At 44.3% G+C, this 21,454-nt stretch carries 24 protein-coding genes; 7 read left to right on the top strand and 17 right to left on the bottom strand.

The window, feature by feature from the left end:
- Positions 1–6: 6 nt before the first annotated feature.
- Together R7190_RS19520 and R7190_RS19515 are read right to left on the bottom strand one after the other, a co-directional pair.
- Complete coding sequence (locus tag R7190_RS19520) at positions 7–720, bottom strand: GntR family transcriptional regulator (protein ID WP_042523755.1); 714 nt, start codon at positions 718–720, stop codon at positions 7–9.
- A 264-nt stretch (positions 721–984) separates the two neighbouring features.
- Complete coding sequence (locus R7190_RS19515) at positions 985–1,383, bottom strand: GFA family protein (protein WP_017633774.1); 399 nt, start codon at positions 1,381–1,383, stop codon at positions 985–987.
- Between the two features lie 266 nt (positions 1,384–1,649).
- On the opposite strand from R7190_RS19515, the gene R7190_RS19510 reads away from it, so the two are divergent.
- From R7190_RS19510 to R7190_RS19490, 5 genes are all read left to right on the top strand, one after another.
- Entirely contained in the window at positions 1,650–2,621 is a 972-nt protein-coding gene (locus R7190_RS19510) for a tripartite tricarboxylate transporter substrate binding protein (protein WP_005388181.1), read from the top strand.
- A gap of 238 nt (positions 2,622–2,859) precedes the next feature.
- Positions 2,860–3,354: a tripartite tricarboxylate transporter TctB family protein gene (locus R7190_RS19505; RefSeq protein ID WP_005388179.1), complete on the top strand. Its 495-nt coding sequence runs from the start codon at positions 2,860–2,862 to the stop codon at positions 3,352–3,354.
- 19 nt (positions 3,355–3,373) lie between these two features.
- A complete protein-coding gene (locus R7190_RS19500) occupies positions 3,374–4,900 on the top strand; it encodes a tripartite tricarboxylate transporter permease (protein WP_042523757.1) in 1,527 nt (508 codons plus the stop codon).
- Between the two features lie 279 nt (positions 4,901–5,179).
- Positions 5,180–5,695, top strand: a complete 516-nt coding sequence (locus R7190_RS19495; protein WP_042523759.1) for an adenylate kinase — start codon at positions 5,180–5,182, stop codon at positions 5,693–5,695.
- An 81-nt stretch (positions 5,696–5,776) separates the two neighbouring features.
- A complete protein-coding gene (locus R7190_RS19490) occupies positions 5,777–6,547 on the top strand; it encodes a sulfite exporter TauE/SafE family protein (protein ID WP_005388172.1) in 771 nt (256 codons plus the stop codon).
- A 293-nt stretch (positions 6,548–6,840) separates the two neighbouring features.
- Here the strand turns inward: R7190_RS19490 and R7190_RS19485 are convergent, their stop codons facing one another.
- From R7190_RS19485 to sctW, 15 genes are all read right to left on the bottom strand, one after another.
- Positions 6,841–7,812 (bottom strand): TAXI family TRAP transporter solute-binding subunit, encoded by a 972-nt coding sequence (locus R7190_RS19485; RefSeq protein WP_005388171.1) that lies wholly within the window; start codon positions 7,810–7,812, stop codon positions 6,841–6,843.
- Between the two features lie 259 nt (positions 7,813–8,071).
- Positions 8,072–8,437, bottom strand: coding sequence for a hypothetical protein (locus R7190_RS19480; RefSeq protein ID WP_053350348.1), 366 nt, complete (start codon positions 8,435–8,437; stop codon positions 8,072–8,074).
- A gap of 6 nt (positions 8,438–8,443) precedes the next feature.
- Positions 8,444–9,466 carry a hypothetical protein gene (locus R7190_RS19475; protein ID WP_047009803.1) on the bottom strand — a complete coding sequence of 341 codons (1,023 nt, stop codon included), beginning with the start codon at positions 9,464–9,466 and terminating at the stop codon, positions 8,444–8,446.
- 357 nt (positions 9,467–9,823) lie between these two features.
- Positions 9,824–10,828 carry a type III secretion system translocon subunit VopD gene (vopD, locus tag R7190_RS19470; protein ID WP_005377262.1) on the bottom strand — a complete coding sequence of 335 codons (1,005 nt, stop codon included), beginning with the start codon at positions 10,826–10,828 and terminating at the stop codon, positions 9,824–9,826.
- Positions 10,829–10,838: 10 nt separating this feature from the next.
- On the bottom strand, positions 10,839–12,038 hold the full coding sequence (gene vopB, locus R7190_RS19465; RefSeq protein ID WP_005377260.1) for a type III secretion system translocon subunit VopB: 1,200 nt from the start codon (positions 12,036–12,038) through the stop codon (positions 10,839–10,841).
- Positions 12,039–12,045: 7 nt separating this feature from the next.
- Positions 12,046–12,531: a SycD/LcrH family type III secretion system chaperone VcrH gene (gene vcrH / locus R7190_RS19460; protein WP_005377258.1), complete on the bottom strand. Its 486-nt coding sequence runs from the start codon at positions 12,529–12,531 to the stop codon at positions 12,046–12,048.
- A 12-nt stretch (positions 12,532–12,543) separates the two neighbouring features.
- Entirely contained in the window at positions 12,544–14,367 is a 1,824-nt protein-coding gene (locus tag R7190_RS19455; protein WP_284144530.1) for a virulence-associated V antigen, read from the bottom strand.
- A gap of 10 nt (positions 14,368–14,377) precedes the next feature.
- Complete coding sequence (locus tag R7190_RS19450) at positions 14,378–14,662, bottom strand: LcrG family type III secretion system chaperone (RefSeq protein WP_005395092.1); 285 nt, start codon at positions 14,660–14,662, stop codon at positions 14,378–14,380.
- Positions 14,663–14,722: 60 nt separating this feature from the next.
- Positions 14,723–15,136: an LcrR family type III secretion system chaperone gene (locus R7190_RS19445; protein WP_042523767.1), complete on the bottom strand. Its 414-nt coding sequence runs from the start codon at positions 15,134–15,136 to the stop codon at positions 14,723–14,725.
- Positions 15,136–17,262: a SctV family type III secretion system export apparatus subunit VcrD gene (gene vcrD / locus R7190_RS19440; protein WP_155484594.1), complete on the bottom strand. Its 2,127-nt coding sequence runs from the start codon at positions 17,260–17,262 to the stop codon at positions 15,136–15,138. The genes R7190_RS19445 and vcrD overlap by 1 nt, the downstream gene beginning before the upstream one ends.
- Positions 17,246–17,587: a type III secretion system chaperone VscY gene (gene vscY, locus R7190_RS19435; protein WP_005377248.1), complete on the bottom strand. Its 342-nt coding sequence runs from the start codon at positions 17,585–17,587 to the stop codon at positions 17,246–17,248. Before vscY ends, vcrD begins: the two co-directional genes overlap by 17 nt.
- Before the next feature lie 5 nt (positions 17,588–17,592).
- On the bottom strand, positions 17,593–17,970 hold the full coding sequence (vscX, locus tag R7190_RS19430; RefSeq protein ID WP_171346039.1) for a type III secretion system protein VscX: 378 nt from the start codon (positions 17,968–17,970) through the stop codon (positions 17,593–17,595).
- Positions 17,967–18,341 (bottom strand): type III secretion chaperone SycN, encoded by a 375-nt coding sequence (gene sycN / locus R7190_RS19425; RefSeq protein ID WP_137282051.1) that lies wholly within the window; start codon positions 18,339–18,341, stop codon positions 17,967–17,969. Before sycN ends, vscX begins: the two co-directional genes overlap by 4 nt.
- Positions 18,328–18,612, bottom strand: a complete 285-nt coding sequence (locus tag R7190_RS19420) for a TyeA family type III secretion system gatekeeper subunit (protein WP_186585004.1) — start codon at positions 18,610–18,612, stop codon at positions 18,328–18,330. The genes sycN and R7190_RS19420 overlap by 14 nt, the downstream gene beginning before the upstream one ends.
- Positions 18,593–19,486, bottom strand: a complete 894-nt coding sequence (gene sctW, locus R7190_RS19415) for a type III secretion system gatekeeper subunit SctW (protein ID WP_017821331.1) — start codon at positions 19,484–19,486, stop codon at positions 18,593–18,595. The genes R7190_RS19420 and sctW overlap by 20 nt, the downstream gene beginning before the upstream one ends.
- 185 nt (positions 19,487–19,671) lie before the next feature.
- Between sctW and vscN the strand changes: the two genes are divergently transcribed.
- On the top strand, positions 19,672–20,994 hold the full coding sequence (gene vscN / locus R7190_RS19410; protein WP_017821332.1) for a SctN family type III secretion system ATPase VscN: 1,323 nt from the start codon (positions 19,672–19,674) through the stop codon (positions 20,992–20,994).
- Positions 20,991–21,452 (top strand): type III secretion protein, encoded by a 462-nt coding sequence (locus R7190_RS19405; protein WP_025768127.1) that lies wholly within the window; start codon positions 20,991–20,993, stop codon positions 21,450–21,452. The genes vscN and R7190_RS19405 overlap by 4 nt, the downstream gene beginning before the upstream one ends.
- The last annotated feature ends 2 nt before the right edge of the window (positions 21,453–21,454 follow it).

The raw sequence follows: 21,454 nt of genomic DNA, 5'->3' as shown, positions 1-21,454 counted from the left end.
TTCCTTCTAGTCTTTGTCTAAACTTTCTGTATGTATAATTTGAGATTGGATGAGCTTTCGACTTCCTGATATGTGTCTTCTCATCAACATTTCTGCAAGCTCTTCATCGCGATTGCGAATGGCTTCCAAAATGAATTTGTGTTCGGTGAGCGCCTCATTCGGGCGAGATTGCGCACGTGGCGACTGGTAACGATACATCCGTAATAAGTGATAGAGTTCATCACACAGCAGAGATATTAACTTACTGTTTCTGCTCGCTTGGATGATGCGATAGTGAAAATCAAAGTCACCATGTTGATGGAAGTAAGACGCGCCTTCCATTTGGTCTATATGCTTGGAATGTGTCGACAATAGCATTTCCAAGCTTAAGAGCTCTTCTTGCGTAATGTGTCGCGCAGCTAACCTTGCTGCCATGCCTTCCAATGCTTCTCGAACGGCATAAAGTTCTATCAGCTTTTCCGGAGAAAAAGTGGTCACTCTGGCCCCAACATGAGGAATTCGCTCGATGAGCCCTAGCCCCTCTAAGCGCATCAATGCTTCACGCAAAGGCCCACGACTGACTTGATATTTCTTTGCTAGCTCAGGCTCTGATATCTTATGGCCAGGCTTCACATCGCCATTAACAATGACTTCAATCAGTGTTTCGGTCAGCGTTTCGGATTTGGTGTGTTCTTTCTCAGAACCCAGCACTTTACAACGAGCTTTCAACTCAGAGTTCATATTCAGATACTCTTGTTACCGACATCGAAATGTCTACAATTTCTTAACCTGAATATAAAGTAGTCGATCAAAGTGTCGACAATCAAGTAAATTGTCGACAATTTAGACTAAGGTCGTAATTTAAATGGGCCTAAAATGCCCATTAAGTGCCTTTTTTAGCAGAAATAAAGAATGGTGAGTTCATATTGTCGACAACTTATAAACCTTTAAGCTTATGATCTAAAAACTAAAAGCTCAGCTGTCGAACAATAATCGGATAAAAAACTATTCTTTAGGTACAAATTGATCAAAGACTTGTTGCGAAGTCATCTTTTGTGAAGCGGAATTGAGGTCATAATAAGCTGGCTTTTCATCGGTAAAAATCTCTAAAGTGAGTTTGAAATCTGGGTTATCGAACAAACCAGCGGAAAGAATGTACTCACCTGTCGGCAACAAATGGTAGAAAAGGTTTGTGCCACACTCACCGCAAAACCCCCTCACTCCCCAGTCTGACGACTGATAACGTTTAGGTTCGCCACCTTTAAACGTCACGTTAGGCCCACAATGCACCGCATGAAGTGCGCCACTCGACCATTTTCGACACATAGAGCAATGGCACAGGCTAACCTCATTTTTAACCTCAGCGATGACTTCAATTGCGCCGCACAAACACGTCCCTTTCATTCTCTTTTCCTCGTTCATTTTCCGTCATTTTATTATGGCCTACCAAAGCGTAAAGCCGCGTGACCTAACACCAACTTCTCGCCGTGAACTTTATGAACAAAATAACCGAAATGCTCAATATTCTCTTTATATCTCTTTTACAGACAGATATTTAACACTTAATTAACCTTTACACCAAGTTCAGCTTTAACGCTTACAAGGCATGACAACTGAGCAAAAACAATAAGGCTCAACTAAATAGAGTCGCTAACATAAGGAACGTGAACATGTTAAAGGTACTCAAACCAACGCTCGCCGCTTCAATCATCGCAGCTTCATTTTCATTCAACGCTCTTGCTGCAGATATTGAAAAAATGCACTTTCTTATCCCTGGAGGTGCCGGTGGCGGTTGGGACATGACCGCCCGAGGTACTGGTGATGTATTAATAAAGTCAGACATCGTCGAAACCGTATCATTTCAAAACCTATCTGGTGGCGGCGGTGGCAAAGCAATCGCACATTTGATTGAAACGGCTGATCGTCAAGAAGATACACTCATGGTGAACTCAACACCGATCGTCGTTCGCTCGCTCAGTGGGATCTTCCCACAATCTTTCCGCGACTTGACTCCTGTTGCCGCAACGGTTGCCGATTATGGCGCCATTGTTACATCAGCCGATTCTCCTTACAGCTCTTGGGAAGATGTCGTTAAAGCTTTTAAAGAAAACCCACGTAAGGTGAAGGTTGCTGGTGGCTCTGCTCGTGGTTCTATGGATCATTTGGTTATAGCAGCAGCTTTCAAAGGTGAAGGTTTTGATGCGCGCAAAGTTCGTTACATTGCCTATGATGCAGGTGGAAAAGCCATGGCTGCCCTACTTTCAGGCGAAACACAACTGCTCTCTACAGGGCTAGGTGAAGTACTCGAAATGTCTAAGTCTGGGCAAGTGAAAGTGTTAGCGATTACAGCGCCAAAACGTTTAGAAGCTGCGCCTAACATTCCAACTCTCACCGAATATGGTAATGAAACTGTCTTTGCTAACTGGCGTGGATTCTTTGCAGCACCAGGCACAAGCCAAGAAAAGCTAGATGAATGGAATGCCGCATTTACTAAAATGTATAACACCGACGAATGGCAAGTCGTTCGAGACCGCAATGGTTGGATCGACAACTATAAAGCGGATAAAGCATTCTTCGCGTTTCTTGAAGATCAAGAGCAACAGATGGGTGACTTAATGCGCGAGTTAGGCTTCCTGAAGTAACAGTCGAATTGGGGTCCCTCAGATACCAACCTCAATGAATAACGTAGGTTGGTATTTCCCCATTGTATTTGCACTCTAAGTTTCACCGCATATGGACATTGTCGACAATCGGCATGCACACTCCTTTGTTTATATACCCAAAGCGGATCGACTAGCAGCGAAATGCTTAATTGTTAATGGTTTAGTTTATTCATTGACGTCCATATGCGGTCTTTTTTACTTTTGTTAGGAGTTGAATATGCCTCGTTCAACCAACTTTTTCACCAAAGAGTATTTGCTCTGTCGTGACCGCGTCGGCGCAATGATCTTTCTACTCTTCTGTCTTTGCTACGGTTATCAAACCTCGCAAATTCCATTGTTTCCAGGTGATGAGTATGAACCATTCACCGCACGTACTCTGCCAACCATCCTGACTTACGTTGGTGTCGGCCTTTCTTTGCTATTGCTGGTGACAGGACAACCAGACAAACAAAGTGGCGCAGTGCTGACCTTCAATTGGAAGTTACTGATTGCCTTTTTAATTTTAATGGCGCTCTACGGAGTGGGCCTGACTTATCTAGGTTTTGTGATAGCTACTGGTTTCTTTTTATTGGCTGGCTTTTATCTGCTCGGGGAAAGACGTAAACCCGTTCTGTTTGGCGCGTCGTTTCCATTCGTGATCGCGTTCTACTTATTACTCACTCAAGGTTTGGACATCTATCTCGAACCGGGTTTGATTTTCACCATCTGGTAGTCAAAGAAAGGACTGAATTATGTTAGATGGAATTCTACAAGGTTTATCCACCGCAGTAATGCCAATGAACATTATGATGGTGATCGTTGGTTGCTTCGTCGGTACATTTATCGGCATGTTACCTGGACTTGGGCCGATCTCAGCCATTGCTTTGATGATCCCAATTACTTATGGCCTAGAGCCCTCCTCTGGCCTTATTTTAATGGCGGGTGTTTATTACGGTGCGGTATTTGGTGGTTCTACATCGTCGATTTTAATTAACGCGCCGGGTTGTTCTTCAACCGTGGTCACAGCATTCGACGGCTACCCAATGGCTCAAAAAGGCCAGGCAGGTAAAGCATTAGCTTTGGCAGCTTATTCGTCTTTCACTGGCGGTACGCTATCTGCCATTATGTTGCTTGTTGCCGCACCAGCATTGGCTAGCGTCTCCCTTAGCTTCCAATCGTCGGACTATTTTGCGTTGATGCTACTTGGGTTATCAGCAGTCGCGGCTTTTGCGGGGAAAGGTCAGGTAATCAAAGCGTGGATGATGACCATTCTTGGTTTGATGCTATCTACAGTTGGAATCGATAAAGGCGTAGGCGTTGAACGCTTTACCTTCGGTTTAACGGATTTAATGGATGGCTTTAGCTTCTTGTTGCTTGCAATGGCGACATTCGCACTGGGTGAGACACTGATGGGCATTCTTAAACCATCAAAAGACACCAGCGATGAAGAACAAGAAAAGCTGAGCAACATTGGCTCAATGAAAGTGACCAAGGAAGAAATCAAAGATGTTGCGCCTGTTTCAATTCGCTCTTCAATATTAGGTTTCTTCACTGGCGTTCTTCCTGGCGCAGGGGCAACTATTGCTGCTTTTTTAAGCTATGGTATGGAGCGCAACCTCGCACCTAAAGAGAAAAAGGATGAGTTCGGTAAAGGCAGTATCCGTGGCTTGGTTGCGCCAGAGTCTGCGAACAATGCAGCATCTAGTGGTTCATTTGTACCGCTATTAACGCTTGGTATTCCGGGTTCTGGTACAACAGCAATAATGCTCGGTGCGCTGATCGCTTATGGTATCCAGCCTGGCCCTCGCCTATTTGTTGAACACCCAGATGTGTTCTGGTCAGTGATCATTTCCATGTACTTCGGCAACATCGTACTTGTGATCCTGAACTTACCGTTGATTCCGTATATTTCAAAGCTTTTGGCGGTTCCAAGAACGGTGCTTCTACCGATGATTTTATTCTTCTCAATCACCGGGGTTTATTTGGTCTCCTTTAACACTATGGATGTGTTCGTGATGCTGATTGTGGCTATAGCTGCCATTGCACTTCGGCTCGCTAACTTCCCGCTCGCACCTTTATTGCTGGGCTTCATCCTTGGAGGATTAATGGAAGAGAACTTACGCCGCGCATTAATGATTTCAGATGGAGAACTGAGTTTCCTATGGGAGCGTCCTATTACCCTTACCTTTACTGTTTTAGCTGTATTGGTATTGGCAAGTCCACTAATCGTAAAGCTGATTCAAAAGTTTAAAGCACAGCCAGTCAGCGTTGAGCAGTAATCGCTGTCTCTTTCAACCTAGATAAAGCCATCCATCGTGATGGCTTTATCTTCCGCCCTCCAAATCGTTCGCTTATTGTGCAGATGGTATTGACAAATCACTGTCGTTATATAAAGGTGATTGTATGAACACACACTTAGCGCAACTTAACCTACGAATTATCATCATTCCATAGGAATGGTGGGATTTTTTGATGCGCTCAGTATTTATCGAACCCACCCATAGCGGTGGGTTTTCTGTCTCTACCGTATGGGAAAAGCTCTCTTGGAGGCGGTCACAATGCAAAAAATAGCAGTTTTTGGTAAACCCGGCAGTGGAAAATCGACGGTAAGTAAAGTAATCGCGTCGGCTACCGGTCTTCCTCTTCATCAATTAGATTCAATAGTCTATAAACCAAACGGTGATCCCGTTGAGCGTAACGTTTTTGATGAAGCCCATAGCAATATACTAAGCTCAGATCGTTGGATTATAGATGGCCTTGGACCGCTCAGCTCTTTCAACGCTCGTTTAGATGCAGCCGATACTCTCATTTATATTGATCTACCATACTCAGTAAGCTATTGGTTTGTGACGAAACGTCTCCTTAAAGGACTTTTCATTAAACCTGAAGGTTGGCCTGATGGTAGTTCGGTACTGAAAGGAACGTTACAAAGCTACAAAGTTCTTCAGCAATGCCCTGCATTCTGGAATGATGACTTTATGTCTCGCCTCGAGGGGTACTCTCAAACTAAAGCCGTTCATGTCATCAAAAACGTTACAGAACTGAACAATTTTGTTTTGGAGCGGGTAAAGTAAACCTCATATCAGAACATTAGAGCATGTAGGTTAGAGCATCTGAAGCTCTAACAATGAAAAAGAACATAACAAGGATTGTTTATGCTTTTAGAACTAGCACTTTTATTCGTTGCTGGCGTAATTGGTGGGATCATTAACTCCATAGCGGGAGGCGGAAGCTTTATTACTTTTCCGGCTCTATTGGCAGTTGGTGTTCCTCCTATTATGGCTAACGCAACAAACACGTATGCTTCATGTGCGGGTTACATTAGCGGAGCCGTCGGGTTCAGAGAAGAGATCATGAAGAACAAGCATGAACTGCTGTTCACAGTCTCATTCAGTTTAGTCGGCGGCGCTGTCGGAGCATATCTGTTGCTCAACACGCCAGAATCGCTATTTATGGAAGCTATCCCTTGGTTACTCTTATTTGCCACCGTGCTTTTTCTCACCGGTTCTCGTTTAACAATGCTAATCAAAACTGTCGCGAAAGAGCACAAACATGCTGGCATACTCGGAGCAATCGCGTTGGGTTTACTACTTGTTGGTGTCTCTGCTTACGGTGGTTTTTTCAACGCAGGTTTAGGGGTTATTGTTCTGAGCTATCTGGTAGTAGCGGGCCACCAAGACATTAATTTAATGAACGGTTTGAAATTGCTCGTATCTACGTGTGTTTCACTCATTGCTATCGTGATTTTTGTTGCCAATGGCTCCATTGACTGGCACACAGGTAGTGTTGTTTTGGTCGGTACGTTGGTAGGTGGGTATCTTGCAGCTCGTGTCTCTCGTCAACTGAATCCCAATCATGTTAAAGGGTTTGTTGCTCTTTCTTCTATTCTCATCACTATCTACTTTTTCATTGATGTTTATGTTTAAGCAAAACTTGTACAAGTGGATAACAATCCTACAAAAACACCAGCGCGAAAGATTAATGCAGGTAGCTTAACGATTTTTTGTGTCACTCCAGCGAGGTTAGGAATCTAATAACACTACACTGAGCGGCTAATGAAACCATTTTGATCACAAAGTGCTCGGATGGAAGATCCTATATCACGCTCCTTCGTCGCTGTACAGGATGACGAGAAATAGAAATATGCCACTCGCAGTTAAACAAGTGGCATTGTTCGAGAAAGATGGCGTTTTACATCAATAATAAGAGAAAGTAACGCTTACTTAATCAGCCCTACTTCTTTGTAGTATTTGAGCGCACCTGGGTGAAGAGGCGCAGATAAACCGTCTTTTACCATTTCCTCTTTCTTCAAGTTTGCAAACGCTGGGTGGAGACGGCGGAAATCATCGAAGTTTTCAAATACCGCTTTAACCACGTTATAAACCACATCTTCTGGTACCGCAGTAGAAGAAACAAACGTCGCGCCCACACCAAAGGTTTGAACATCACTATCTGTGCCACGATACATACCACCTGGGACATTTGCGACACGATAGAAGCTGTTGTCTGCAACCAGTTTTTCTACATTAGGTCCAGCTACCGTTACGATATTACTATCACACGACGTAGTGGCTTCTTTAATCGCTCCACTTGGGTGACCAACGGTATAAATCATCGCATCAATTTTGTTATCACAAAGTGCTTTTGATTGCTCTGCTGCTTTTAACTCAGAGACAAGCTTAAAGTCGTCGTTACTCCAACCATACTGGTTCATTAGCACTTCCATAGTACCTCGCTGACCAGAACCAGGATTACCAATGTTAACGCGCTTACCTTTCAAATCATCAAAAGTTTTGATGTTCGCGTCTTTACGTGCAACGACAGTAAACGGTTCTGGATGAACGGAGAATACGGCGCGTAGCTCTTTAAAAGGCCCGCTTTCTTCAAACTTACTGGTTCCTTTGTAAGCATGATACTGCCAGTCTGATTGCGCGATACCGAGGTCCAATTCGCCAGCACGAATAGTGTTGATGTTATAAATCGATCCCCCAGTACTTTCTACCGAACAACGGATACCGTGATCTTCTCGCGATTTGTTAACCAAGCGGCAAATAGCGCCACCAGTCGGATAATAAACCCCTGTTACGCCACCGGTACCAATCGTGACAAACGTTTCCTCCGCAGACGCAGAAAAGCCTGTTGTGAGTGCAGCCAAAGAAGCCGCAAGTGCGATTTGCTTAAACTTAAACATTGAACATCCCTTTTACTTGTGTTGATGACCGTTTAAGTATAGCAATCGTTAACAATTTGATAACGTTTAAGTTCTCATCCTTGGCGGTTAGCTTAGTAATCACCATTTTATCGGCATATTCTGCCGTTATATAATGGCTCTATATAAGCGTAAACCGTATAGTCTAGAAAATTAAATCTTTAGACTGATATGTCCATTCTAAATTATCTATTAAATAGAAATACTCAGGTCAAATTACTATAATCTTGTTAAATAACCTTTATTCTATATAAATATGATGAATTATAACTCCAGCCAAAAGACATGATGCACTTGAAATAAATAATACGAATGAGAGAACAAACAATCGTTGAATATGAACTGGAACCTTATCCCTCTTCTCTAACATTTTATATCGTTTCGCATGAAAAGTGCTCAGAAAAACAGTTCCATATTGTAGTACTCCGTGACCTGATAAGAATATATTCAGAGTGTAGTATCGAACTCCATTATCAAGAGCATCTTCAAGATACTTCAACCACTTGGATTTCAAATAAATAACAAACAAAACCCAAGTAAATATACCTAAAATTCCAACCGTAGTCAGATAAATCACTAAATCTGATGCTAAACTGATATCTTCCATCTTCGACTACTTATTAAGTTGAGTTTTATATAATTCTGTTCCCAAATACTCACCAGTCGAACCTCCATACTTTCCTCCTAAGTATCCCCCAGTGCCTCCTGCTACAACAGAGCACCAAAAAGCACTAGTTCCACCTGATGGTAATCCAAAAACTAAAGTACACACTCCCCATGTAGCAAGCATGCCTCCAGCAGTTCCTCCCGCAATACTCGCAGAAGCCTTGCCTATTTGCGAGTACTTGGTTTCAGTGCATTGTTTTTCGTCTTTTACAGTACACGCTTTCTCGATAGATGCCGCAGCTTCAACTCCAGTCAAAGCGATACTAACATAACCAACACGTTTTAAATTCCGTGACATTTTAGCAACTGCTGCATAGTTTTTGGCAAAATCAGGAATGGCAGTTACCGTGCCTTGCTGCTTTCCCCAGCGATGAAGAATACTCTTGCTACTTAAGCCCAAGTTTTTCTTAATATCACCAGCAAGTAAATTATCATTTATTGTTGGCTGTCCAAACCTTTTTAAAGCTGTATTTAAACGCTGAAATTGTATATTACGCTTAGAAAAAAATTGTTGGTTATTTAAATTTCCACTACGGTTAAAACTTGATATGTAAGTTTTTTCGATATCTTTTAGGATTGACTTAACCTGAGTTACGTGAGAATTCCACACATTATTACTAACCCCTAATAGCAAACCGTTATAGCTAGCAACATTAGATAAAAAATCATAGCGTTTTACGAGGATCTCACGCTCAGCTCGATCTAATTCCATAAGAGATTTATCTACTGCATTTGCAAGACTCAAAAACTGAGCTTCCTCTAGCGTACATTCGATTGAGTTAGCTGGAGATAGCAAAACAACTTGTCCAACTTTAACCATATTATCTTTCAAATGAGGGTTAACAGCTCTAAAGTGTTCGTAAACTATCTTATCTGGTGAGTTATACATGATCATTATTAGCCGATCTATTGACATCGTTTTTTCGACTATATGTATCGCCATATCCTTTTTGTGTGATGAAATATCCATTGTTACTCCTCAATGTTGCTGATCCATATCCACACTAGTAAGCTTGCCGTCTTAAAAAGAAATTAGTTGTGTCAAACAACCATCAGATTCGCAGTCATCATCCGACAGAAAAGAACATTTAAAACACTTTCTTCGTAAGTTCAATGGCATTCTAACCCAGCAGTATGCAACAAGACCAATATCAGATGGTAAACTTTGAGCTGAGTTCAACAAAAACAGTAACTTTTATGCAATGTAACTCACTACGTTATATTGCTTTACAAACAAATCACCCAGTAAATATCCGTATCTAGTTTAGATAGCTGAAATAAAAAAAGCGTTGTATAAACAACGCTTTGTAGTTAGTGAAACGGATGGTTACACCGTTGGGACTGACGCTCGCCACGCTTGGTTCTGGCTATCTGAGATAGATCGGAACAAGTCACGTAGCTCTTTCAATAAACCTTCTTGGAAACCAATGTTTTCATCGGCTTTCTGTTTGGCTGCTTGTGCGCGAGTCGCTTGTACTTCATCATCTTTGCTGCGCGCTTGCGCTTTGGTTTGCTCTACATTCGATGCTGAGTTTGCCATCTGGCCCAAAGCTTGAAGAATCGCGTTCTTCGCTTGGTTTGAGCTCATCAACTTATCGAACTTACGGCCACCACTTGTCAGCTGCGCTGTCGTGTCTGCGATATTGTCTTTCGCTAGTGAGTGCGCACGCTTAACCTGATCTTGCTGCGTTTTAGACAAGCTATTGTTATTTAATAACTCTTCTGCTTGATCGAAGCCAGCTTTTTGCGTTTTCAGTACATTATTGCTCGCCATTTCATTCTTGATTTCTTTCCCTGCTTTGAAAGAACCAAGGGCACCAATAATTGCGGTAGCACCCGCTAATACACCCGAAACGACTGCCATCGCGATCATTGCGCTTGCCGAGTTGTTTAGTTCTGCCGCTTGGCTTTCTAAACTCGCGACGTTTGCTTCAACAGCAATTTCACGTTGTAGCACTTGCTGCTCACGGCTCAGCTTTGATACTTGATACAACAATGTTAATAGCGTCAACGATTGTGATACCGCATCTGATGGTGACTTGATCACCTCCTCACCGTTAAGCGCTTTCATCGTTGTGCTCATTAATGAGCTCACCGTCGGCGCAAGAGCACTCATTAAGTTTGCAACAACTTGAGCTTGGTTACTCACTGTGGGAGCTTTAGGTGTCTCTAACTGGTAGCGTGCTGCACCAGAAACACCTGACTCACTTTGGCTTTTAACGGCACCCGCTTCAAGCTTTGTTTCCGGCGCTTTTTCTGCTTTGTTGGTTTTAATGGTATCGCCTAAACCGTATAGTTCACCACGACCCGTTCCGCCTACTTTATCTAGCATAATAAACTCCTTATACCGTTGCAGGACGGCTTAACACCGTTTGCATAGTTTCACTTTTCGCTTGAATCATTTGCATGATGAGGCTCATCAGCTCTTGGAAGTCTTCCATCAACTTACCAATCTCTTCTTTGAGCTTATCAATGACAGCCTGGCTTAACGTCATTTTGGCTCGAAGGTCTGTGATATCAGCCTGAATCTCTGTTACGTGAGCATTGTTAGCAGCATGGACACTGTCCGTTGCGCCTTTACCCACGTTGACGGCAAGATCGACGGTTTCTGCGCCATAACGAATCGCTTTCGCTGTTGTTGTCGCAGCTTTTGTGCCCATATCCGCCACTTTCGCCATGTTTGCAGCGGCTTTCGTAGCGATTTCCGTGACCTTTTGAGCTACCTTACCAGCACCTTTTGCTGCAAGTTTCGCGATACCGCCAGCAGCTGCACCACCAAACGTCACAACAGCTCCGATAACCGCGACGGCGATTTCTAATGCCATTACGACTTTGTTTAGCACATCGACATTTACGCCCGCTTCTTTTAGCGCATCTTGAACGGCTGGCTCTTGCAACGCCATGCTCACTGCTCCCATGACGCCACCAGCGATCATAAGTGCACCGGCTGCTGCACCAACACCCGTTGCCACCATTACGGCACCAACAACAATAGAAACCACCGCACTGATCCAACCAAAGATCTTCGCTGCTAAGCCTGATTTTTGGGCTTCTTTTGCAGCGGCTTCCGATTCTTTGATTTTGTCTTGGTTTTCCACCATCTCTTTTTCGTGCTTAGCTTTTGCGACCTTCACTTCCTGAATTTTCAGCTCGTTTTGAGCACTTTTCAGTTTATCCGTGATAGCAGCAAGCTCTACTTCAAAATCATCAGCAGATCCTGCGATGATTTTGACGGCAATCGAACCTGTTTGGTCTGCAACTGCATGGAGAGATTTTGCAATGGTATCGACGATCTTTTGCAGCTGTGCCATGGCTTTTAGCGTCAAATCATTCACTTTGTCACTAACAGCTGCGTTAGGTGCATCTAACTGAACTTTTACTTTTCCGGTGTTCAGTACATCTGCATCTTTACTCTTCACGTTTTCTACCGTCACAGAAGGCGTCGCTGTAGACGCCGTTTTCTGCACGTTATCTAACGTGGCTTGGCCAGATTCAGGGCTATAAACCTGTGTCTGGATGCGGTCAAGTGCAATAGAACTCATAGTCTAATTACTCCTTTTTATTTCTCACCGCTTCTAACATGATGCCTGCACGCTCATGCAAATCTGCATATTGTGATTTTCCGGCAGACATCTCCTTCGCGCTGTAAAACCCACTCTCTGCTTCTGTCAGTTGTTCCAGTTTAAGGTGACATTCAGCAGAGTGAAAAGGTGGGCGTGGATCATTTACGTCCACTAGCGCTGCGTAGCTGTAGGCGTCTATTGCCTGCAGATACTCACCCAACTCCTGACGAGCCGCGCCAAGGCCAATGAAAAATCGCGCCTGATAATGATCAAGCATGCTGAGTAATTGAAATACTTTCGCTGCTTGCTCAATCTTTCCCGATTGGAAAAAGTTGTAACCTACGGCATAAATGTGTTCGATGGTGTCCTGAGACACATCGTGCAACATTTTTAGCGTGCCTCCCTCTTCCAAAAAAGACAGCAGTTCTTCTGCTTGCATTTGAGATGGATCGGTCGCGTTTGTTTTAGTCATGGTTGGTTATCCTTAAATGGCTCGTAGGATTTCTTGTAAAATACTGTGGTACTTCTGAACAAACTTGTTCATCGCTTCAACGGTCGAGTTGTATTGAGAACTGGTGTCGTTCAGCTCAGTGGTTTTGATTTGCACTTCATCGTTAAGCAACTTGGATTTAGCACTGACAGAACTAGAAAAATTAGACAGCTTTTTCGACTTCTCTTCGTCTTGGTACGAAGCACCATCACCGATAGTAATACCTTGTGTTTGAAGGAAGTCTCGATGGTTTGTTATCTTATTATCCGTCAAATACTTGTACTCAGGTGAAGCTTCAAAATCCGTTTGATTGCTGTAGTTAAAGTCACTCGCTTTGAAGTTACTTTCTGGATATCCCGGTTTATAAACCCCATCAACACTTTGCGTAGAGTGAATTTTTGATTGCACAACACCAAAAACTTTAAGCTGTATTGTGAGATCCTCTAATGCCTCTTTCTGGTCATTACGTTTCTCTAAACGGTTAACACGACGCTCATTTAGTGCAAGCAGCACTTGCTCATCAAAACGGTCTCCAATGCTGGACTCAACAACGGCCAACAAATCACGAGCCGTTAGAGAGTGCTCTGCTCTCACCTCGCGATCCGCTTTCTCTTTATCGGTGATATTGAGTAGACGCTCTTTCAATGCCCCTAAGTTTTTGCGCAATGCCTCGTATCGCTCAGTAAATGAAGCCCCGGTAGATTCACCTTTTACTATTTTTTCAAACTGTAATCGGATATCTCGTTCGGTGTTTTCTTTGATCAAATTAACTTGAGCTGCCGTTATTTGTGTCTTTTGGACATCGGCTATCGCGCTGTCCTGGTAAAAGTCATCGATTTCTATATTTGTTAAACTCACCGCGAAGTTGGCGAACAGACTAGAAAGGGTCAAAGGCTCAGTTCCACCAATGACAGTATTAAGTGTTGCTTTTAGATTGTTCGTTCCACTCGCCTCACCATAAGCTGCGCTATATTGGCCTTTCACTTGAGCGGCCATTTCATCTAACGCTTCTTTAAGCTGCTGTTTAGAAATACCAGGAGTCCAGGTAATTCTGCTAGCTAGCGCACTTGCGTCATCGGTGCTTAAAGTAATACCAATGCCTTGAAAACTACTTTTTAATTGAGCTGAGACTTGAAGGGCGAAACTCTCTTTAGTCAACAGAAAGTCCGAGCTCTTCAGTTGCGCGAGATTAACGGAACCTAAGCTACTAAAGGCATTGCGAAGAAAAGAAATAGAAGCATCTCTCACTTCACGGGAGCCCATTTGATTAGCAAGCTCTGCAACAAAAAGAGAAATTTCTTTGGTGGCATTAGCCAGACCTGTCTCGGAGAGGTTGGCGATCTGCTCCGCTTGGTTACTCTGAGTGCCCAGATTAAATTGACTAACAAACTCAGTAGACAACGAGCTATCTACGTTTTCCGTCAGTAACTTACTAAACCAAGCCTGAAACTGATTTGATAGCGTTTGGTTTGTTTGAGCATTAAACTCGGCTGCGGTTAATTCGCCATCTGAGCTAGCACTTTGTAGCGACTTTATCCAAACAGATGCGGTGTCGGTCAATGATATACCAGCAAACGCGTTATTTTTCGCTTTTAGGTTTTCAAGTGTATCAACATAAAGCGCGATACTTTGTGATTCCGTTTGTCCCGAGATAGTTGGCAATGAAGAGATTATCGAGGCAAGTTGCTGAGTCTCTGCTTCACCCAGTACAGGGGTAAATGCCTCTATCAAGTTTTGTTGGAAAGTGGGTAATGGTGCACTACTCGCAGCTGTGTCTGTTGCTCCTGTCGTAGAGCCAGTCGTTTTCATATTCGTCATTTCCAAACCTCTAAATCATCATGCCGCGCATCACTGTGGGACGCTTTCTGCGTTTACCTGACGTACCTTGTAGCTGATTTTGTTGTTGCCGGCGGCGCTGGACTTCGTCTATTAGCTCTTGCTCTGCACGTTTCATGGTATCTACTGGCGCTTTTATGCCTCCAAGTAAAACATCCCCCGCAACAGGACCAACACCTAAGCCTTCCAATAGCTCGTTAAAAATATCGGTTCTGTCTTCAGCTTTTCTAATGGCAAGCTCAGCGTTCTCAATCGCATCGGTAAACGGTTGCTTCATCTTGATTCCTATCTTAAAGCGGGTCATCTCATCGGTGCTGTCAGTAACAGTCGTGAGTTTTTACTTTTTCAACTTTTTCAAAGGTCTATAATCTGCTAGGCGTAAACAGTACCAGCCGTCTAGCTCATCATGGCTTGCACCGCATGCTTTTAGATAGAACTGTGCCAATCGCTGGCTGCTCATGTTGCTACCACGTAACACATCGACGTTGCCGCGAATGACCCAATCGGAGGGATAAAGTTGAATGGCATGTTCAGCCAAGAGAAATAAGCCGGCAAAGGGGTTACTCAACCCCAATTTTGGACGAATGCGTTTCAGAAGAACGATGATGATTTCACCGTCCTCCACCCGAAAAACAAGCTCTAAGCCTTCAACTTCAATTCGATAACCAAGTTGAATTTCACTTTGTTGCCAAAAGTATGGCGTCACTTCGATCCCCGCTTGCGCCAGCGAGAGTATTAGTTTTGTTTTCATTACATCCCCACCCTTCCAAGTGGCTGAATATTGATTTGCTGGGTTAGTTCTTGAAATGACAAAACGGGCAGATCGTAGTATTCCGATTCAATAAGCTTTCGCACATATCGGCGTACATCCATAGACACAACTAGCACAGGTTTATTCGGCATGCGGCTTAAGTCACCAATGGTCTGTTTCACATCACTGACAAATTGTTGCGTTACTGACGGGTCTAACGCCAAGTAACTCCCTGCTGAGGTTTGACGAATACCGCTGCGTATTGTGTCTTCGAGACTTTGATCCAATAAGTAAGCGGGCAACATGTTTTGTCCGCTCGCGTATTTGTAGCAAATGTAACGTTTTAAGCTGGAACGAATGTACTCCGTCAGCTGTACAACATCTTTCTCTTTTTGGCCCCACTCAACCATGGCTTCCAAGATCACGCGAAGGTTTCGGATAGAAATGTCTTCAGAAACCAAGCGTTGCAAGATTTCCGTCATTTTTTGCAACGGAACAATACGCTGGGCCTCTTTGACTAGCTCCGAATAACTGCCTTCCATCTGCTCCAACAGATAACGCGTCTCCTGAATACCAATAAAGTCTTGCGCGTACTCCTTAAGAACATGAGACAAGTGGTACGTTAAAATTCTGTCGGGTGTGAGAAAACCTACATGACTGGCTACGAGTTTTTGCTCATAACTCTGTGCCACCCAAATGCTGGAAATACCAGGTAGAAAATCTTCATCTTGCTCATAAGGCACGCCTAATAAATCGATCTGTTCATTCCCTTCTGTCACCAAGAGTTGATCTTTAACAATTCGTCCTCGTGCAACCGGGACTTCTTGTAACTGAATTAAGTACTCGCCATTTTGCATCCCCTCGTTAAAGCGCAGGTGGATGCCTGGGAAAGGCACGCCTAGGTCGAGATATAGTGCGCGTCTAACCCTTGCTAGCTCTTCATTTAATGCGACCGCTTCCAAGCTTTCCTGAAGGCTCGCGTCAAGATCAATCAACAGCGGGACTGTCATGGCGAACTCTTCTTGCTCACCTAACTTACCTTTACTGTTTCTAGAAGGCGTGGGTTTGCTTGGCTTCGCTGCTGGCGATCCGGCTCCTTGCGAAACAAAGCTTGATAAGTCGGTGCTATCTGATTCCGCTTGTTTTTTCTGTTGATAGAAAAGGAAGAAACCACCACCACCAACCACGGCGGCCAAGACCAGAAAAGTGATTTTTGGAAACCCAGGAATGAGTGCGAACAGCACCAAAAGCACACCACCAATAAGAAGTGCTCGTGGCTGAGCAATCACCTGCCCACCAATATCCGATCCAAGATCAGAAGAGTCTTCATGAGAAACACGCGTCACGATAATACCGGCGGTAATCGCGATAAAAAGTGCCGGGATCTGCGATACCAAACCATCGCCAACGGTCAAAATCGCAAACAACTCAAGTGCTTCAGAAGCACTCATGCCTTTTTGCGTTACCCCGATCGTGACGCCACCTAAGATGTTGACCACAATGATGACCAGACCCGCAATGGAGTCGCCTTTAACGAACTTCATCGCGCCATCCATCGAGCCATACATTTGGCTTTCTTTTTCAATCAGTGATCGTCGGTGCCTAGCTTCGTGTACGTCAATTACTCCGGCACGCATGTCACCGTCAATACTCATCTGCTTACCAGGCATCGCATCGAGTGAGAAGCGCGCACTAACTTCTGCTACCCTTTCTGAGCCTTTGGTGATCACCATAAACTGAACAATGGTAATGATCAGGAACACAACGATACCGACCACTAAGTTACCGCCCACAACGAAGTTACCGAATGTATAAACGATTTGACCAGCATCGCCTTGTAGCAAGATCAAGCGGGTTGTCGTGATAGATAAAGACAGACGAAACAATGTCGTGATCAATAGCACCGCAGGAAATGCAGAGAACTCAAGTGGCGTGGTGATGTAAATCGCTAACATAAGCAGCACCACCGCAATGCTCATGTTGGTGCCAATCAGCACATCCACCAGTGCGGTAGGAAGTGGCAATATCATCATAAAGACGATCGCGAGTAACATCACCGCAAGCATGATGTCTTTGCGTTGCCCTACTTTGTTTAGAATATCGATAAACTTATTCATGTGATTCACTATTTAAAGATTGCAGATAGCGTCGGTGCGCTTGGCGTGCCCCATCGACGTCATTTTGTTTCCAACGCGCTTGGCTTAAACAAAACCAGAGTCCTGCCGAGTCAGGATGAAGGTCAGATTTTAATAAGTGCTCACACACCTCAATCGCCCGGGTATATCGACCACTTTGTAAACACGCCACAGCAAGTGTTTGCATCGCCTCTTTGTGCTGCGGTTCTATTTCTAGAACCGCATCGAGAATAGAAATGGCATGCTCTGGCTTTTGGTATTGAACTTGTAGCGCAGCGTGAACAAGTAAGAGTTCAATGTCTTTGGATCTCAACATGTTGGTTAGACCTGAATAAGGAGATTGAGCGCCATAGTGAGGTAACGCTGATCAAGTTGTGTACTTTGTAGCGTTTCAGATGCTTTGATAAAAGAAGCGGAGCCTGGATCCTGTGCAAGAACTTGCAGCTGAGCTAACGTTTCATCAAATTGTTGACGGTATTTTTCTGGACGCAACAACTCTGAGTGCAGCAGCTTGGGCTTAGTTAACGCGATGAGATATTGGTCTGAAGGCCGGAGGTCATAGAGCTTCTCTAAATGTGTAGCGACCGCCTGACCATCAGGAAGCAATTGAAATCGCTCTGGGAAATCGGCCTTAACTTCACTATGAGTAACATGCGTAAAGGCTTCGATGCCTACGTTTAAAGTGCTGACTCGAGTCATGAGCCTGCCACATCGTTATGTAGACGAGCCAAAAGCGTAAACGCTTGCTCTAAGGTCGGAAGTGTTACTTCTTCTCCATTTAGCCTTGCTGAAAAAACCAGAGTTTGTTCATCTAACAAGCCGGTTTTAATTTCGAAAGGCCAGCCTTGATCGGCATGACACAAACACAGTGCACTTTGAATCATGTCACTGGTTTGATGCCAAGATAACGCTCGAGACAACATCAAGAATAACTGCTCACCCTGTCGCTCAATATGCAGCGTACCACTTTGCTCAAAATCCAGCTGCACCCGTCCAGCTGATGAGAAATCGACGGCATCGAGCCCCATTCCTCGGCAAAATTCATCGACGGATGCATCAATCCAACTCATCTTCCCACGCTTCCTCTTCTTCTATATCAATGGCTTCGTCTAGCGCCTTTTGTACCGCTTGGATTAAATTCTGTCGTTGTTCTTCATCGGCGAATACGTCAATTGGGATTGCGCGAACTAACTTATGGAACTCTCGAAAAAAATCGATTTTTTGTTCTACCGCCGTCAATTCCATTGCGTTGGCGACTTTCCATATCTCATCACTGCTTACCCATCGCTGCTCTACCAACGCAATCACATCAGCCATCAAATTAGAAACTTGATAAACCATAATTCGTCCTTTCCGGTTTAAACATTTGGAACAGTTGACTCACACGATCTTGCAACGTATTTAGAGTTTTGAGTTTTTGCATATCGGACATCAACCACTGCAACTTAACCGAATCGATACTGCTACCTTGAACACTAAGATCTGCACTCATGCCTTGCAGCATAAAGTCAACAGCGGTCGATACCTCCTGCTCACCAAAGCGCGCCACCACATCTTGATAAGCAGCGCCGAGCCCTTGATAACTATGAACGGTATCGCGGTAGAAGCCGCGCAGCTGATGCAAAGAGCTAAACTCTTGCTCTTGGCTGTATTCATCAGCAAAATTTGAGACGCGGATTTCCGTATCAATTTGAGACCATGTATCTGGGTTTTGCTCGATTCTTAGAAGTGCTTGGTCAATCAGCGCTAGTAGGTGTTTACTTTCTGGACTCGCACTCAAAAACTTTTTAACGGCTTTTAGGGCGAGGTATTGATGGCTTTTCTCCTCGGAAAACCCATTCAAGTAGGCTTGTAATTGCGCGATGGTCGAGATATTTCCTCCCGCCATTTTTGTAGCCAAATCTTTGATCTTTTGATTCTTTTCAAGATCAGGGACTTTTCTTAAATAGTCCGAAACGAGTTCATGTGCTTCATTAACTCGAACACCACTGTCTTTCACTTTGCGCTTGGTCAGATCTTTCTCTGCTTTTTCGGAACCGAGTGAAGTGAGTTCTTCCATCGCATCAAAAAGTGATTGTGTGGCATTGTGAACACGGACGGTTTCACCGCGATAATTGCCTTTTTGTGAAACGTCGGGGCGAGACGATTCCAACCCGTTTTGGATAGACGCATCAAACTTTGGATTTGTTGCGATATGATTGTTGATAATACTCATTCACTTGCACTCCTTCCGCACAATACAGGCGAATTATAGGAAGTGCGCTTTTTTGAAGCTGTCAAAATCAGACGTGTTTTTTTAGTGCGCTTTCAGTTTTCTAAAAACTCCCGACTGATATTCACTATAAATTGATTCTTATACTTTCTATCCTCTCAGCATCAATCATTGCGCATATTTTTACCTTGAACGATTTCTCATACATCACTGATATCCAACAATCTGCGATTAAACACACGCGTTTGATCCAAATTCGCGGGCGCGTTACACAAGTCACCGGCACCATTATTAAAGCTGTCGTCCCTGGCGTTCGTGTAGGTGAACTGTGTGAGTTGCGTAATCCCGATCAAACTCTGTCTTTGTTAGCGGAAGTGGTTGGCTTCCAGCAGCATCACGCTTTGCTCACTCCGTTAGGAAATATGTTTGGGATTTCCTCAAATACAGAAGTAAGCCCAATGGGTAAAATGCACGAAGTGGGTGTTGGCGACCACCTGTTAGGTACAACGCTTGACGGGCTTGGGCGCCCTTTCGATGGTACGCAGAGTCAGGAACCAAGTGCTTGGTATCCTGTTTATCGCGATGCGCCACCACCAATGCAACGTAAACTAATTGAAAAGCCAATCTCTCTTGGCGTTCGATCCATTGATGGGCTACTGACCTGTGGTGAAGGTCAGCGCATGGGTATTTTTGCAGCGGCTGGTGGGGGTAAAAGTACCCTACTGGCAAAACTGATTCGCTCCGCAGAAGTTGACGTGACCGTTCTCGCCTTAATTGGTGAACGCGGACGCGAAGTACGCGAGTTTATTGAGCATGACCTAGGCGAAGAAGGAATGGCCAAATCGGTTTTAGTGGTCGCTACCTCTGATCGCCCAGCAATGGAGCGCGCCAAAGCCGCTTTTGTTGCAACTTCTATCGCAGAATATTTTCGTGACCAAGGTAAACGCGTGCTACTGCTGATGGATTCTGTAACGCGTTTCGCCCGCGCACAGAGGGAGATTGGACTAGCCGCAGGCGAGCCACCAACACGACGTGGCTATCCGCCTTCCGTTTTTGCCGCTTTGCCAAAGCTGATGGAACGAGCTGGACAATCAGACAAAGGATCAATTACAGCACTGTACACCGTGTTGGTGGAAGGTGACGACATGACAGAGCCTGTCGCGGATGAAACTCGCTCCATTTTAGATGGGCACATCATTCTCTCGCGTAAACTTGCCGCAATGAACCATTACCCTGCGATTGATGTACTTCGGTCAGCAAGCCGAGTGATGAATCAAATCGTTGAACCCGATCATCAGGCGTCTGCTGCTCATATTCGCGAAATGTTAGCTAAGTATGAAGAAGTTGAGCTGCTAATCAAAATTGGCGAATACCAACATGGCGCAGATAGTCGAGCGGATTTGGCCATTGCACAAAGTGATGATATACGCGCCTTTTTACGCCAAGGCACTCATGAACCAAGCGATCTTGATGGCGCTATCGCTCAACTTAAAGGGATGGCGAAACAATGATAGAACGCTTATTAGAAATCAAAAAAATTCGCGCTGAACGTGCGGATAAAGCCGTCAAGCGTCAAGAATACCGAGTGTCAAACGCCGCAGCACAGGTTCAAAAGGCCGAACGTTCTGTCGCGGACTATCACGTTTGGCGCCAGGAAGAAGAAGAGCGACGTTTTGCTAAAGCAAAACAACAAACACTCGTTCTCAAAGAGCTAGAAACATTAAGACAAGAAATCGCGTTGTTAAGAGAGAGAGAAGCCGAACTTAAACAACGTGTGGCCGAGTCAAAAAAAGCGCTTGAAATCGAACGCTCGGCACTTAAAGAAAAGCAAAAAGAGGCGCGACAAGCCCATAAAACCAAAGAAAAATTCGTTCAGTTGCAGCAACAAGAAGTCGCGGAAAAATCGCGAGAAAGGCAATACAAAGAAGAACTCGAACAGGAAGAGTTTCGCACTGTCGACATTATCTAAAG

The organism is Vibrio sp. 1078-1, assembly GCF_033340475.1.
This window is presented reverse-complemented; position numbering and strand designations above follow the sequence as displayed.